Source organism: Chitinophaga pendula, assembly GCF_020386615.1.
GTDB lineage: Bacteria > Bacteroidota > Bacteroidia > Chitinophagales > Chitinophagaceae > Chitinophaga > Chitinophaga pendula.
On the sequence record NZ_CP077769.1, the window covers coordinates 7,311,009 to 7,325,564 of the forward strand.

The 14,556-nt window shown below is 47.0% G+C and carries 14 protein-coding genes; 8 read left to right on the forward strand and 6 right to left on the reverse strand.

Going from position 1 to position 14,556, the window contains the following annotated elements; genetic code table 11:
- Positions 1-5: 5 nt before the first annotated feature.
- Complete coding sequence (locus KTO58_RS27600) at positions 6-776, reverse strand: isocitrate lyase/PEP mutase family protein (protein ID WP_095836311.1); 771 nt, start codon at positions 774-776, stop codon at positions 6-8.
- Between the two features lie 156 nt (positions 777-932).
- Here KTO58_RS27600 and KTO58_RS27605 point away from each other — a divergent pair, with 156 nt between their 5' ends.
- The 5 genes from KTO58_RS27605 (at position 933) to KTO58_RS27625 (ending at position 8,683) form a co-directional block, all read left to right on the forward strand.
- Positions 933-2,441 (forward strand): glycoside hydrolase family 28 protein, encoded by a 1,509-nt coding sequence (locus KTO58_RS27605; protein ID WP_095836310.1) that lies wholly within the window; start codon positions 933-935, stop codon positions 2,439-2,441.
- Between the two features lie 23 nt (positions 2,442-2,464).
- Positions 2,465-4,027, forward strand: a complete 1,563-nt coding sequence (locus KTO58_RS27610; RefSeq protein ID WP_095836309.1) for a glycoside hydrolase family 28 protein — start codon at positions 2,465-2,467, stop codon at positions 4,025-4,027.
- 172 nt (positions 4,028-4,199) lie between these two features.
- Positions 4,200-6,659 (forward strand): TonB-dependent receptor, encoded by a 2,460-nt coding sequence (locus tag KTO58_RS27615; RefSeq protein WP_095836308.1) that lies wholly within the window; start codon positions 4,200-4,202, stop codon positions 6,657-6,659.
- Between the two features lie 21 nt (positions 6,660-6,680).
- Positions 6,681-7,823 carry a PepSY-associated TM helix domain-containing protein gene (locus KTO58_RS27620; protein WP_095836307.1) on the forward strand — a complete coding sequence of 381 codons (1,143 nt, stop codon included), beginning with the start codon at positions 6,681-6,683 and terminating at the stop codon, positions 7,821-7,823.
- Between the two features lie 497 nt (positions 7,824-8,320).
- The gene (locus tag KTO58_RS27625) at positions 8,321-8,683 is read left to right on the forward strand and encodes a sugar 3,4-ketoisomerase (RefSeq protein ID WP_095836306.1); all 363 of its coding nucleotides are present in this window, start codon (positions 8,321-8,323) and stop codon (positions 8,681-8,683) included.
- 196 nt (positions 8,684-8,879) lie between these two features.
- Here the strand turns inward: KTO58_RS27625 and KTO58_RS27630 are convergent, their stop codons facing one another.
- The 3 genes from KTO58_RS27630 to KTO58_RS27640 form a co-directional block, all read right to left on the reverse strand.
- Entirely contained in the window at positions 8,880-9,587 is a 708-nt protein-coding gene (locus tag KTO58_RS27630; RefSeq protein ID WP_095836305.1) for a LytR/AlgR family response regulator transcription factor, read from the reverse strand.
- The gene (locus KTO58_RS27635) at positions 9,574-10,620 is read right to left on the reverse strand and encodes a sensor histidine kinase (protein ID WP_157752710.1); all 1,047 of its coding nucleotides are present in this window, start codon (positions 10,618-10,620) and stop codon (positions 9,574-9,576) included. Before KTO58_RS27635 ends, KTO58_RS27630 begins: the two co-directional genes overlap by 14 nt.
- Before the next feature lie 159 nt (positions 10,621-10,779).
- On the reverse strand, positions 10,780-11,172 hold the full coding sequence (locus KTO58_RS27640) for a hypothetical protein (protein WP_095836303.1): 393 nt from the start codon (positions 11,170-11,172) through the stop codon (positions 10,780-10,782).
- Positions 11,173-11,292: 120 nt separating this feature from the next.
- Between KTO58_RS27640 and KTO58_RS27645 the strand changes: the two genes are divergently transcribed.
- Complete coding sequence (locus KTO58_RS27645) at positions 11,293-12,288, forward strand: hypothetical protein (RefSeq protein ID WP_095836302.1); 996 nt, start codon at positions 11,293-11,295, stop codon at positions 12,286-12,288.
- Between the two features lie 53 nt (positions 12,289-12,341).
- Here the strand turns inward: KTO58_RS27645 and KTO58_RS27650 are convergent, their stop codons facing one another.
- Positions 12,342-12,710, reverse strand: a complete 369-nt coding sequence (locus KTO58_RS27650) for a winged helix-turn-helix transcriptional regulator (protein WP_095836301.1) — start codon at positions 12,708-12,710, stop codon at positions 12,342-12,344.
- Positions 12,711-12,926: 216 nt separating this feature from the next.
- Between KTO58_RS27650 and KTO58_RS27655 the strand changes: the two genes are divergently transcribed.
- Positions 12,927-13,469: an SRPBCC family protein gene (locus KTO58_RS27655; protein WP_095836300.1), complete on the forward strand. Its 543-nt coding sequence runs from the start codon at positions 12,927-12,929 to the stop codon at positions 13,467-13,469.
- Positions 13,470-13,638: 169 nt separating this feature from the next.
- Here the strand turns inward: KTO58_RS27655 and KTO58_RS27660 are convergent, their stop codons facing one another.
- The gene (locus KTO58_RS27660) at positions 13,639-14,220 is read right to left on the reverse strand and encodes an acyltransferase (protein WP_095836299.1); all 582 of its coding nucleotides are present in this window, start codon (positions 14,218-14,220) and stop codon (positions 13,639-13,641) included.
- A gap of 128 nt (positions 14,221-14,348) precedes the next feature.
- On the opposite strand from KTO58_RS27660, the gene KTO58_RS27665 reads away from it, so the two are divergent.
- A complete protein-coding gene (locus KTO58_RS27665; protein ID WP_157752709.1) occupies positions 14,349-14,522 on the forward strand; it encodes a hypothetical protein in 174 nt (57 codons plus the stop codon).
- Positions 14,523-14,556: the final 34 nt, after the last annotated feature.

Below are 14,556 nucleotides of genomic sequence, written 5' to 3' on the forward strand. Positions count from 1 at the left end.
CGCTATTATTGAAATAAGGAATTAACCGATTGTTCCTGTTGCAGGTGGATAAGCGCATGTTCTGCCTGCTTTTCTACCAGTTTGTAAAAAGCTGAACCCATACTGATACGTTTCACACCGAGCCGGGTCAGCTCTTTAAAGGCTGGCAACCCGGGTACGCTCATTACATGTATCGGGAGGGGAGTGGCTTTAACCAGGGTAGTAATATCCTGTTCCTGTGTTACGCAGGGAACGAAGATGCCATCGGCACCTGCTGCCTGATAGGCGGCTACGCGTTCCAATGTCTCCTGCAGGGGATTGGCTACCTGCATCAGGAATGCATCTGTGCGTGCATTGATAAACAGCTGTACATTGCGTTCGTTCAGCCGGCGCCGTATATGTGCCAACTTCTCCGCAAATGCCTGTACCGGCTGCAGCTGCCGTTCAGCTGCTACTACTGAATCTTCCAGGTTAACACCCACTACACCTAACTTATATAATTGGGTCAGGTGATCTGCCACTACATCGGCATCCCTGCTAAAACCAGCTTCAATATCCACCGACAGGGGTAACATCACAGATTTGCTGATACGTTCTACCATGTACAGCAGTTCTGCGAAGGGCATTTCTTCTCCGTCTGCATATCCCAGCGAGGCTGCCAGCGCCCAGCTGGAGGTAGCAATAGCTTTAAAGGCATTTCTTTCGAATAACCGTGCACTGGATACATTCCATACATTGCCGATTATAAGGGGTTCTGGCTGCTGATGTAATTGCTTGAATAACTTATAACGATTCATAAGGTGGAATTATATTGGTAATTGGTAAGATAACATTAATTTTTTCGCCTCCGTACGCTATAGAAAATAAACTTAAATCACTAGTATTGCTATCGATTGCAATTTATAATAACTATACCACTACTCCATCACTTTAGTTATGAAAAACAACATGTTATGAAAAGATCTGCCGTATTACTGTTAGGTATCCTATCTTGTATCGCCATGAATACTGCTGCACAGCCATTTATAGGAAAAGTTTCGGGTGTCCGTTCTGAGCACCCCTTCCAGGCCCCACCGATCAAATTACCGGTATTTTCCAGTAAAGAGTTCAATGTCAAAGACTTTGGCGCCAAAGGGGATAGTGTTACCAACGATACCAAAGCCATTAACCTGGCTATTGAGAAATGTAATGCAGCCGGCGGCGGCTCTATCCGCTTTCCTGCCGGGCGTTATATTGCAGCCTCTATACACCTGAAAAGCAATGTGAGGTTCCTGCTCGACGCGAAGGCAGAGATATATGGGGCAGACAGTGGGTATGATGCGCCCGAGTCGCATGTGCCTTATGAAGAATATCAGGACTACGGCCATAGTCATTTTCATAATGCGCTGATGTGGGGAGAGGACATTGAAAACTTTGCCATCATTGGCGGGAAAGTCACCGGTGGGCCTATCATTACCGGAGATCCTAAAGGCCGTGATATCGGGGACAAGGTCATCGTAATCGTAAGAGGAAAGAATCTGCAGTTCAAAGAGGTGACCCACGATACCGGCGGTCACTTTGTATACCTGCTCAACGATTGTGAGAACATTACCCTGGACCATATTGTGATAAAAAAATCCCGTGATGCCGTTGATTTCATGGGGTGTCGCAATGTTCATGTGTTCGGCTGTAACTTCACCGGTTGTGGTGACGATACCATCGGTATAAAAAGTGATTATGTACTGGGACGTCGTATCCTGAGTGAGAACTTTTATATATGGGATTGTTATTTCGAAAGTGGTTGTAACGGTATACAGTTTGGTTCTGAGACGGCCGGTGATTTCAGGAACATCCGTGTATGGAGTGTGCGTATTGCACTGGGCATGAAAGCAGGGCTGGGCATTACCTGCAACGACAGCGGTATCATCGAAGATGTGCATTATAAAGATATTGTTATCACGAATGCAGCCAACCCTATTTATATCCTTATTACGGATCGTCTGCGTACCGGCGAGCCAGGTGTGAAGACCGGCAAGATCAGGAATGTGAAGATCGAAAATGTGACGATCTCCGAGCATAGGGCCGGCCCCCATCACGGCCCGGTAAGTACGGCTACCATCTCTGGCATGCCTGGCTTTACAGTGGACAATCTCACATTCGAAAATATTAAGATCACCTATGCAGGTGGCGGTACAAAAGAAGATGCAGCTGCCATCCCTCCCTATACGCACAATTATTCTCCCAATGCGCTGAAAACACGTCCGGCGGCAGCTTGGTTAGTCCGTCATGTCAAGGATCTTACTTTCCGGAATATCCAGGTAGACTATGAGGCGCCCGACTTCAGACCTCCGCTGGTCATCTGGGATGCGCAGGGTGTTACCCTGGACGGCTTCCATTCGCCCAGGCAGGCAGGCGTACCCCTGATCAGCAAAAAAGAGGTTACCGGCCTGCAAGTGCGTAACTCGCCTGGTTATAACGATTGACCACCGACAGACAATATCCACATATGAAAATGAAATGGCTCTGCTTCCTTCTCTTAGGATGTTGCTACGCTATACAGGTAGCAGCAAATGATGTGAACATAAAAGATTACGGCGCTATCGGCGACGGCGCTACGCTGAATACGATCGCTATCCGCAATGCCATCCAGGCATGTGTGGACGGCGGTGGCGGCAAGGTGATCGTACCCGCAGGAAGATACCTGACTGGTACTATCGCACTCAAAAGTAACATTACCCTGCAATTGGAAAAAGATGCCGTCATCCTCGGCAGCACCCACATAGAAGACTATGAAAATCTTGATCCATTTACCGATGGACTAGGCGTAGATGTAGGATGGGCACTGATCGTTGCAGTAGATCAGCAAAACATCCGTATCACCGGACAGGGTACGATCGATGGACAGGGAACGCAACTTAAGGCACAGCATATACTGACAGATACACGCCCGGAAGCAGAACGCTGGGGCCGGCGGCCTTTCCTGCTGCGTATTGTCCGTTGCGAGCATGTGGAAGTAACGGGTGTCTCTCTTCACTTTGCGGCAGCCTGGACCTCTCACTATTTCCAATGTAAAAAGGTCCGTATTGAAAAGGTGCAGATACGCAGCTATGGTGTACCTCACAATGATGGCATCGACATCGACGGCTGCCAGCAGGTACGTATCAGCAACTGTGATATCGATAGCGGCGACGATGCGCTTTGTTTTAAGACCACCTCCAGCACCATGGCTTGCCGGGATATTATCGTCAACGGTATGCGCCTCAAAAGCGGCCACGGAGCGATCAAAATGGGGACCGAGTCGATGGCGCCATTTGAACAGATCCGCATTTCAGACTGCTATATCTACGACACCAATAACGGAGGTATTAAACTCCTGACTGTAGATGGCGCACACCTCCGCGATGTAGAGATCAGCGATATCACGATGGTCAATGTAAAAACGCCCATGCTGTTCCGCCTGGGGGCGCGGCTCAATGTATTCCGTAAGGGGCGTGACACACAGCAGCCCGTCGGCTCTTTCGAAAATGTGGTGGTACGAAATGTAAAAGCCCAGGCTGCAGCTAACGCGCAATTGATGCCGCCTTCCGGTATCCTCATTACAGGTATCCCGGGGCACCGTATTAGCGGACTTACCCTGCAACACATTGAAATAGACCTGGCTGGCGGCGGAACGGCCGAACATGCCCGTCAGCAGGTACCGGAGGCCATCGATAAATACCCGGAAGTAAAGACGTTCGGTCCTTTAGTGCCGGCATATGGCATATGGGCCCGCCATGTCAAAGGGCTGCGGCTGGAAGATATTACCTTCCGCCTTGCAGCCAACGACCTGCGACCCGCATTGGTCTGCGAAGATGGTACGAATATTATCGTCCACAAGTGGCAGCTGCCTACAACACAAGGCGTAGAAGCGCTCATTCGACTCGAACAGGTAGATACGGCCCAGGTCTCCCATATCTCCGCTTCGGGAAAAGCAACTACGCTGGTACTGGCAGAAAATAGTGAAAAGGTTCGCATAACAAATAACAAAATGACAGGCGTAACGAATGAGCTGCTAAACAAAAAGAAATAAAAATATTTGTCAGCAATAATTGTTTTGGTGACACTGTCTTGACAAAGCGTCGTTGTAATGGCCTTGGAGCAAAGACTTTCCCGAATGCGTAAATCAATTTCCCGATCTCGTAAATGGACTGATTGACTCACTGGTAGCTTTGCATCCTATTATATTAAGGGGGTCAATACCAATGAGAGTTACATTTACCATTCTATTACTGCTGATTACAGCTACACTGTTCGCACAACAAAGCACCATTAAAGGAATCATTCATGATGCAGAAGGGCAGCCAATACCATCTGCTACCATCACGATTGCCGGCCAGAAAAAGGGGGTACTCGCCGGGGGAGATGGTCAATTTGAGATTACCGGATTAGCCAATGGAGAATATGTCATACAAGCCTCTATGGTCGGTTTTGAACCAGCCCGCCAGAAAGTGCGTGTCAGCGGAACTACCACTGTTAAGTTCCTGCTGGCCAGCGCCGTGAAGGAATTACAGCATATTGAGATCACCGGTCGTAAAGAGAAAGGGTACAAAAACACCGCTTCCTTTATCGCTACCAAAACAGCGACAGCACTCAAAGATGTACCGCAAGCAGTATCCTATGTTACCAAAGAAGTAATGCAGGACCAGGGTGCTAACCGAATGGGAGATGTCGTGAAAAACATGAGCGGCGTTAACCAGTTCACCTTTTACGATGACCTGACCATTCGCGGTTTCCGTATCAATGGTGGTAATACCACACAGCTGGTTAACGGTATGCGTACCTTCTCCGGCTTCTGGAAACAACCCGCTGTAAACTACCTGGAAAGAGTAGAGGTGATCAAAGGACCTGCTTCCGCTTTATTCGGAAATGCTTCTCCGGGTGGCACTATCAACCGGGTGACCAAAAAGCCATTGGAAGAGGCTCGCCGCTCCGTAAGCGTAAGCGCAGGTAGTTTCGATACCTATCGTTTTCTTACCGATCTCACCGGTCCTGTCAATAAAAAGAAAAACCTGCTCTACCGCCTCAACGTAGGCTATGAGAACTCCAGGTCTTTCCGTGATGTACAGTTTGACAAAAATCTTATCATCGCACCGTCTATCTCCTACCTCCCCGGTAAAAAGACCCGCATAAATCTTGATGTAGTATACAATAGCTCCGATAGCCGGCTCGATAGAGGGCAGTCTACCGACAGCATCAATATTCACGCTACACCGATATCAACCGCGTTGAATACCAAAAACGACTACCTGAAAGAAAAGACATATACCATCCTCACCTCTGTCAATCACCAGTTCACCTCCAGGCTGGCATTGAATGTAGGATATATGCGTACCGGATACTCCCAGAGCCTCCAGGAACATCGTAGTGCCAACGCCTATGCGAAAGATGCAAAAGGAGTGGCCATACCTAACCTGGTAGAAAGACAGGTATTCATCCGGGAGACAAAACAGCACCTTGACAATATCACCGCCTACTTAACCTATGATTTCAAAACAGGTCGCGCTGCACATAAACTGCTCGGTGGCGCCGATTATATACTGAGCATACTTCCTCCGGGGTCCTTTCAGAACACCGCTAGTGGTTATCTCCTGAAAGCGGGTGGCTCAAAAGCCTACGATCCTAAAAAGGCAGCAGACTATGTATTCTACGATTACTTTGATGGGAAACAAACCATCAGTATCCCTAAACCTAACGTTCCTTCTTTCGATCTCCTGCATCCTAACAATGATGCACTCGACGTTGCTAAATATACCTTCGGCGCAGCCACTAACAGTGCTACCAAACCTGTATACAGTGCACTCTCCGGTTTTTACCTGCAGGACCAGATAAAGCTGGGTGCTTTTCAGCTGTTGGCAGGCATCCGGTATGAAACCTATCTCGATAAAACAAACTACAAAACCGATAAAGAGATGAACGTACGTCAGTATAAACTCCTCCCGAGAGTAGGGCTTGTATTTACAGCGGCCCCCAATATCAACATATACGGTACATACACCCAAGGATACAATCCCCAGGATCCTACCGTACAATCTAATCCCCTCTCAGGCGGACCATTCAGCCCGGTTGAAAGTGATCTGATAGAAGGTGGGTTGAAGACAGAGTGGTTAGGTGGCAGGTTGACGGCTAATCTGTCGGTATATCGTATCCGTCAGAAAAACGCTCTTTATGATCCGGGGGTGGCAGGCCAACCCGACCTCAGGATAACCGGTAATGAAGAAGCCAAAGGGGTGGAACTCGATCTCGTGGGCCAAATACAACCGAACTGGAATGTGATCGTGACCTATGCATTCAATGACGCTAAAATACTTTCTGCCGGTAAGCTCGAGCAAGCCTTGCTGGATAGACAAAAACCCAATGCTCCCCGTCATCAGGGTAGCTTCTGGACTAAATACACACTTCCTCAGGGCCCATTGAAAGGACTCGGCTTTGGTATCGGTGGTAACTTCGTGACAGAACGTTTTGTATCTATCAGCCAAGTACAAAAGCTGCCTGCATACCAGATACTCAATGCAGGTATTTACTACCGGATTAATAAAGTATCCTTCCAGGTGAACCTGAATAACCTGACCAATCAGGTATACTGGGTGGGAGGATATGACTATCTTCGGCTATTCCCGGGTACACCCCGCAACTGGCTGGCTACTGCGACCTATACTTTTTAGGGATGGCCTAAAACATATCGTATGGTACGACAATTCATGGGGAAATTACACCTTTGGCTGGGCCTGACATCAGGCCTGGTCGTGTTTATAGTCGCATTGACCGGGAGCATACTGGCATTTGAAGAAGAACTGGATCTTCTGTTCAACCGCCATCTGCTGGTAGTGGACACCATATCTCCTCATCGCAAAAGCCTGGATGAACTGCAGGGAATTGCTACCCGGCAGGTAGCTGGTGCTCCGATCCAACGCGTACAGATCTTCCATGATGCTGACCGTAGCATATTGTTTCTAACCGGCGACAAGCAGGAAGGCCGTACCGTCATCGCGCTGAATCCATATACCGGTCAGGTACTGGGCGTTTTTGACTATGAAAAACGCTTCTTTACCATCGTGCTCAAGCTGCATCGGTACCTGCTCATGGGGGAAACGGGGAAGGTTATCACTGGGATCAATTGTCTTATATTCCTTATCATGCTTATCAGCGGCCTGGTTATCTGGTGGCCGCGCGTGAAAGCTGCTGTCAAACAACGTTTCCGCATTAAGTGGAATGGTGCTCCCAAAAGGCTGAACTGGGATATTCACGCCGTTGGAGGATTTTACGCACTCATTTTTCTGCTGGCCATCGCCTTCACGGGACTTGTATGGAGCTTTTCCTGGGTAAACAAAATGGTCTTTTTACTCGCAGACGGTAAGCCGCAGAAAAAAGAAGAATTTAAGAGCAGGAAGGTAGCAGGTGCCGTACAACAGACCGGACTGCTGGAACATGTGTTCACAAACATTACAAGACAATATCCCTTCCAGGGAGATGTACAGATCACCCTTCCAGCCAAAAAAGAAGGGGCTGTCAATGCATCTATCGAACGTCGCGATATCCGCCTTGATAATATCGTCAGCAATATGTACTTCGACCGGTATAGTGGTCAGGTATTGAAAGTGAAACCTTACGAAAGCGAATCCCGCGGCATGAAAATACGCCGTCTTTTTTACCCCGTCCACACAGGCAGCGCCTATGGATGGCCGACTAAATTACTCGCGATGCTGGTAGCATTATTTGCTGCTTCGCTACCAGTTACCGGTACTATCATCTGGCTAGGCAGAAAGAAAAAAGGAACGGGCAAAAAAAGTACCGCCGTAAAAGGGGAAAAGATAGTCATGAACGTATAGCCTTGTCCGCGTTATCAATGCCGTATTCCAGACGCCATAATCCCAACGAACTGCTGGGGGCACCCGGATACGGAATACCGATACTCCTTTGATAAAAAACAGCACTGAACCATACTAAGCGAAGGAGTGCCGCCATTTTTCAGGTGGGTCAGTGTACCTTGAAAACTGATATTATATGCCACCTGGCAAAACAAAATGATAACCCATTCTGTAAAGAAAATTCGTACAACATTACAGTAAAGCATAAGTGAAAATCGCAACAAAATGAAAACTATTGTGCGTAGTGAGCGAGTATAACACGTGCCATTAATATGGCTATGAGCGTAAGTGAAGCAGGACTTGCCTGCCATTCAATTTATTAGAAAAAAATGCTGTACCCTGATTGCATGGTCCGCTGGCCATGTTGACCATCTGTTAGACGAACCTTAGCCCTCGTAAACTAATGAAAAGACCCGGATGCCATTTATTTGAGAAGCCCATAACCCCAAACACTTGCAATGGCGCATTTACTTAACCTGCAGACCTTTGTCGATGATCGTGGTAACCTGACCGTAATAGAAAAAATACTACCCTTCGACATTAAAAGAGTGTACTACATCTATAGCGTTGACAAATCCCTTCGGGGAGGCCATAGACACCAACGTACCGTACAAGCTGCTATCTGTATCAGCGGCAGTTGTACCATCTCCAGTCACGATGGAGAAAAAGAAGAAGACTTCATACTGGATCATCCCGAAAAATGCCTGATACTCGAAACCCGCGACTGGCATACCATGCACACCTTCTCCGAAGATGCCGTACTCCTGGTGCTGGCATCAGAATACTTCGACAGAGAAGATTACATCTTTACAAAATACTAAAACGCATGATAGACTACGAAAATCTATATCAACTGAACCACTCCTTTATAGAAGAATACCAGCACTGGACCAGAAATCAACACCGCTGGCCGAAGAAATTCATGCTACCGTATTAAGCCTGCCTATTTCATACTGTCACCAGACTACAGATATAGAGCGGGTGGTCGAAGTGGTCAATCAGTTCTGATATCAAAGGTCATCGTACTAAGGCGGCAATGACGCCATCCCGGAAGTTCCTGCTTACCGGGATCTGGTGCTTGCCAATATGTAGTAGGTTACCGTCTATGCGGTCCACCTTGTCCAGGGCAGCAATAAATGATTTATGTATCTGTAAGAACTGCCCCGCAGGCAGCTTCTCCAGTAATGCTTTGAGTGTAGTATGGGTGATCACCTTCCGGTCTTCCATATAGATGACCATGTAATTCTCCAGCGCTTCTATATAAAGTATCCTGGAAAACAGGATCTTTTCCAGCTTGCCATCTACCTTGAGGAACAGGTAGCGAGCTGCCGGCACAACCGGTGCTGCCACTTGCCTGCGTTGAAAGTGCTCATAGGCCCTATTGACCGATTTCATAAAGCGTTCAAAAGAGATCGGTTTGAGCAGATAATCCAGTACATTCAGCTCAAATCCCTTGATGGCATACTGCTCATAAGCCGTTGTAAAGATTACCTCAGGCGGCTCTCTTAAAGTACTTAACAGCTCAATACCAGTGAGCTGCGGCATCTGTATGTCCAGGAATAATAGATCTACTGGCTCCCGTTGCAATAACTGGCTCAGTTGCAGCCCATCTTCACACACGCCCTTTAATTCCAGGAAGTCAACTTTCTCCACATAACCTTGTAGTCCTTTCCTCGCAAATGGTTCATCATCGGTGATAATACACGAGATCTTAGTGCTGCTCATCTGTTAATACCAGTTGAAGTGATGCAATAAATAAACCGTCCTGTTCCTCGATACTGAACTGGTGTCTGCCGGGATATAATAATGCAAGCCGCCGCCGCAGATTCTCCAGGCCTATGCCACCTGCATCCTCTTTTACGGGAGGAGTATCAGATACCGAATTACTGACGGTAAATATAAGGATGGTCGGTTGTAACAGTAATAAAGTAATGTGCAGCTGATAGTCGCCTCCTGTATATTTGAATGCATTCTCCACCAAAGGTAAAAATAGTAACGGATACACCAGCTGATCCCGTAATCTCGGATCTATATCCACTTGTAACGACAACCGGTTGCTGCTCCTGATCTTTTGTATACCTATGTAGTTGTGCAGGTATTCGATCTCCTGTAATACGGGTACCTGCTGTTGTTGGTCATATAATTGATAACGTAACAGCTCGGAGAATTTCTCCAATGTCGCTTTTGCACCAGGGAGATCCTCATCCATCTGAAAATACACAGTGTTGATCGCGTTAAATAGAAAGTGAGGATGGTATTGTGCTTTGAGGAATTTTAACTCCGTATCCAGTTGTTCATTCATGACCCGCTCCAGCTGCAACCGGTTGTCTACATAGGCTTGCAGGAACTGCCCACTCCGAACAATGCCGTAGTAAATAAGTGCGAACATTGTAGGCACTACATTCACTGCCGCCAGGTCCCCGATCGATAGCCCATCGTCCGTAAATGCTACCAGAGGAGTAGCCGTCAGGTTAAACAATAACAGGGTGGAAGATACCAGGATAAGCAATTCCCTGGCTACCCGCCGGTAACCTAGCTGTAAGGGGCCTTGTGTCTGGTCAAAATAACGCAATAGCTGACGGAAAAGATAGACCCAGATATAAGAGATCGCAATGCATACGCTCATCTCCAAAAGGTTCAGCCGCCACGAACGGCGCCAGAACGCAAGATGTATCTGGGAATCCTGTAACAGCCGAATGGTCAGGTAAATCAACAGACCATATAACGCCGGAAATATATATCGCTTGAAGAATCGCATGGCAGTTGTTTTGCTCGTTCCTATATGTAAAGAAAAGACATCCTGAAGTCCCTGATCACCCCCTTTTGACAACAGGCATATTTTCTTTGACAACGTGCAAATGTAACAACTGTCAACAGATGACGGTGCTCCCATCTGTACCATGGGAGCACCGGATTACTACTCTTTCCAATAACCTAACGTTACCACGATATAACCGTCAGGTCCTACAGCTCCCTGGCTTAAAGTCACAGTAGCAGGTACCGCGCCATCCCAGGGACCAGGGTCTGCCGTAAAACGGTAAGTACCCGCAGGTAACCCCTCGAAGGTACTGCCATCGCGGGAAGACTCATACACCTCGCCGGTCTGCTGGTTGGTTGCCTTGTAACCACGTAATGTACCGGCACTTACAGGCGCACCGGAATACCAGTCCTTCAATTCGATACGTACATTGTAAGTGGCGGCAATTTTGTCTTGGGTTTCCGTAGATGCTGCCGTCCCTAAGTCGCTGCTGGCATAGCTGCTGGCAATAAGAGAACCGGACAACAAGGTTAACAGGATCATTTTTTTCATGGTGCTAATTTTTTAGGGTGATCAGTATAAGTAAGGTAAAATATATATACCGGATAAACAACGAAATACTGTTATCAATACTTTATTTTACAGCGGCAATTATTTATTCCGGTAGAAAAAATGATGAATAACAACAACAGACAAGAGGTCTTCCTGACTGACGAAGAATCCGCTTTCCTGCAAAAACTTGGCATGAAAAACAGGGCAGATGTCGTAGCCGCTATAATAGGTGGTACACTCCTCTGCGTCGGTGCCGGCTTTATTATTGACATCGGTTTTCCCCAGGATACAGGAGCCCTGTGGATAGGCATATTGCTGCTGCTGCTGGGATGTTTTTGTATACGTTGGGCCTTCCGCCTCAAAGGTGCCGGTAATACCTTCGCTACCGTCCGGTCAAAAAATACAAAGACCATCATCAGCGGATGGGTCATCCGGATCGAACTAACAAAGAAAGACACCATCCGTTATATATTCGAACAGGGAGAACCGGTTGAAGTAAAGGTACTGCTAGCGCAGACACTCTCCGGAGGAAGCCCTCAATTGTCCCGAAGGATGTTCGAAGCAGATAGCCTGCAGTTCAGACATGTCAGCCTGCATGTCGTACCCGCACCCGCTCCCGATACCTGGTTACTGTTGCAGGTAGACTATGAACAGTTCCCCACGACTACTATCATATTGCCAATGACACCCGAAGACAAAAAAGCAGTAATGAAAGAACCGATCCTCTTCCTGAAGATCATGGCAGGTATCCTCTTCGTAGCTACCTTTCTGCTATTCTGTATTGGAGGTTTTCGCGTCCAGTTCCTGCTTCCCGTATTTGGTGTGCTTACCCTGCTGTTAGTACCCGTCTCGGGCATCCTGTACTGGTGGATGTGGAAAAGAGGCGCTGCCGCCAGGGATAAAGTGGTGATCTCCGGTGTAGTCACAGAAAAGTTCATCGCCCTGGTCAGGGTGGGCAAAAATACTTCCTCCCGGCATCCCTGGTATCGTATAGGCGCTGCCGCCATAGAAGCTTACGATAAAAATATGGCCGCTCCCGGTGATCGCATGGAAGCAGAATTCACTTGGCTGAAAGAGGCGAAACATGGAAATATGATCCGCATCCGGAAACTATAAAAAAAGTCGCCGCAACAATAGAGATGTTGCGGCGACTGCATATCATCGTGAGATCAATTATTCCCGTTGAGATTAAAACGATCCATCATCTGTGCCAGGTAATCCCTGTTCTCCGTTCCCCACTTGTCCATCACGTCAATTACAGGTAGGATGCTCTTACCCACTTCCGTAAGATTATATTCCACCTTTAACGGTAATCCGGGATACACCGTCTTGTAAATGATGCCGTAATCTTCCAGTTCTTTTAAATGCATATTTAACACCCGCGAAGGTGCCGCATTCATCTCCCGGTGCAACTCGCTGGGCCGCTTGATGCCCTCTTGTATACATCCTATGATCCAGGATTTCCACTTCCCGCCCAATATCTTCAAGGCTACACTAATGCCACAATCTAAGTTCTCTGGTATTTTCTTTTCGTACATGGATGATCTGATTTTAACGTTTAAAAGGGCTGGCCCCCACAGCGCTTCCTTACCAGGTATAACACCTGTTGTTCACTCCCCGGCAAATTACATATTTTTTAGCACCCACCTGGTCATATCAGCATGCTAATAATTACATAATAGCATGATGTAATGTCTAAAATGTTATATTTGATATATGTCGTCACACAACCATTCATATAAATCGTTCTTACAATGAAAATCTTAAAATGGATACTCATCGTAATAGTGGTGCTCATCGCTATTCCTCTCATCATCGCTTTATTTGTAAAAAAGGATTACGCAGTTGAAAGAGAAGTCACCATCAACAAATCCAAAGAGGCAGTGTTCGATTATATCAGGTATCTTAAAAATCAGGACAACTTCAGCAAATGGGCTACAATGGACCCTCAGATGAAAAAAGACTATCGCGGTACAGACGCTACCGTAGGGTTCGTATTCGCTTGGAGCAGCGACAAGAAGGATGTTGGCAAAGGAGAACAGGAGATCAAAAATATTAAAGAAGGAGAGAGGATCGACTACGAAATACGTTTCATAGAACCTTTCACATCTACCTCCCAGGCATATCTTACCACCGAATCCGTTTCTCCGGAACAAACAAAGGTAAAATGGGGATTCAAAGGACATATGGCCTACCCGATGAACATCATGTTGCTCGGCATGAATATGAGCGAAATGATCGGCGCCGATCTGCAGACAGGCCTCGACAACCTCAAAGCCTTACTCGAAAAACAATAAACTATAAAAAAGATATCTGCCTGCCTCATCTCAGCAATAAGGCAGGCAGATAACAAAAATAGTTAAGGCATAGAAGTGCTCCACAAATTGAGACAACAAACCTTCCGGCCGCTGACTATGACAGTGAATAGGATCGATCGCCGCCATGCAAATAGTTTACTCCCATACATTACAATATACGTTGTACAACTCCGCCATCTAATGCATATAGCTGCCCGCTTTCTGAGCAATGTGCTTTTCCGGCTGCATCAAAATGAAGACGATGCCCGTACTCACTTACCCAACCCCGTTGCACAGCAGGGTTACCCATTATCATCGCATAAGGCGCAACATCCTTCGTCACTACTGCCCCGGCACCGATAAACGCATAAGCACCTATCGTATGCCCGCAGACGATGGTCGCGTTGGCGCCGATAGTAGCTCCTTTACCTACTTTTGTAGGAAGGAACTGAGCGCTACGGTTTATAGCACTGCGTGGATTGATTACATTAGTGAAAACTGCAGAAGGGCCTATAAAAACATCGTCTTCACAAATTACACCCGTATACAACGAGACATTATTTTGCACCTTTACCTGATTGCCCAATACTACTCCCGGAGATACCACCACATTTTGGCCCAGGTTACATTGCTCACCAATTTTACAACCACTCATGAGGTGACAGAAATGCCAGATCTTCGTCCCTGCACCAATAATACACCCCTCATCAATAACCGCCGTAGGATGAATAAAATACGTTGTGTTATTCATAAGAAAATAATAAAATATACGTCGTCCCCCAAAAGTATTAATAATTCTCCCACAAAGAATATAAGAAAATTCGCTGCAATACTCCTGCAACCACGGCACATAATTTAATTCATATTAAAAACAACCTTATGAAGAAAATGTCATTCGAAACCATCCGCCGCAACGAACTACGCAGCATAGTTGGCGGTGGTAACAAAAAAACAGTTAACGCTAGCTGTTTTGCTCGCTGCAGCGGCTCCGGTGGATGCGTAGAAGGTACCTGCTTTTGCGAACCTGCAACCGGCTCCTGCATCTTCCTTTAATGATTACTATACCGGGCAGCGATCCTGCCCGGTC

Excerpts from the sequence above, each read along its gene's own strand:
- KTO58_RS27640 (WP_095836303.1), bottom strand. The coding sequence starts at position 11,172 with ATGAAAAAAATGATCCTGTTAACCTTGTTGTCCGGTTCTCTTATTGCC.
- KTO58_RS27660 (WP_095836299.1), bottom strand. The coding sequence starts at position 14,220 with ATGAATAACACAACGTATTTTATTCATCCTACGGCGGTTATTGATGAG.
- KTO58_RS27655 (WP_095836300.1), top strand. The coding sequence starts at position 12,927 with ATGAAAATCTTAAAATGGATACTCATCGTAATAGTGGTGCTCATCGCT.
- KTO58_RS27605 (WP_095836310.1), top strand. The coding sequence starts at position 933 with ATGAAAAGATCTGCCGTATTACTGTTAGGTATCCTATCTTGTATCGCC.
- KTO58_RS27610 (WP_095836309.1), top strand. The coding sequence starts at position 2,465 with ATGAAAATGAAATGGCTCTGCTTCCTTCTCTTAGGATGTTGCTACGCT.
- KTO58_RS27650 (WP_095836301.1), bottom strand. The coding sequence starts at position 12,710 with ATGTACGAAAAGAAAATACCAGAGAACTTAGATTGTGGCATTAGTGTA.
- KTO58_RS27665 (WP_157752709.1), top strand. The coding sequence starts at position 14,349 with ATGAAGAAAATGTCATTCGAAACCATCCGCCGCAACGAACTACGCAGC.
- KTO58_RS27635 (WP_157752710.1), bottom strand. The coding sequence starts at position 10,620 with ATGCGATTCTTCAAGCGATATATATTTCCGGCGTTATATGGTCTGTTG.
- KTO58_RS27630 (WP_095836305.1), bottom strand. The coding sequence starts at position 9,587 with ATGAGCAGCACTAAGATCTCGTGTATTATCACCGATGATGAACCATTT.
- KTO58_RS27620 (WP_095836307.1), top strand. The coding sequence starts at position 6,681 with ATGGTACGACAATTCATGGGGAAATTACACCTTTGGCTGGGCCTGACA.
- KTO58_RS27600 (WP_095836311.1), bottom strand. The coding sequence starts at position 776 with ATGAATCGTTATAAGTTATTCAAGCAATTACATCAGCAGCCAGAACCC.
- KTO58_RS27615 (WP_095836308.1), top strand. The coding sequence starts at position 4,200 with ATGAGAGTTACATTTACCATTCTATTACTGCTGATTACAGCTACACTG.
- KTO58_RS27645 (WP_095836302.1), top strand. The coding sequence starts at position 11,293 with ATGATGAATAACAACAACAGACAAGAGGTCTTCCTGACTGACGAAGAA.
- KTO58_RS27625 (WP_095836306.1), top strand. The coding sequence starts at position 8,321 with ATGGCGCATTTACTTAACCTGCAGACCTTTGTCGATGATCGTGGTAAC.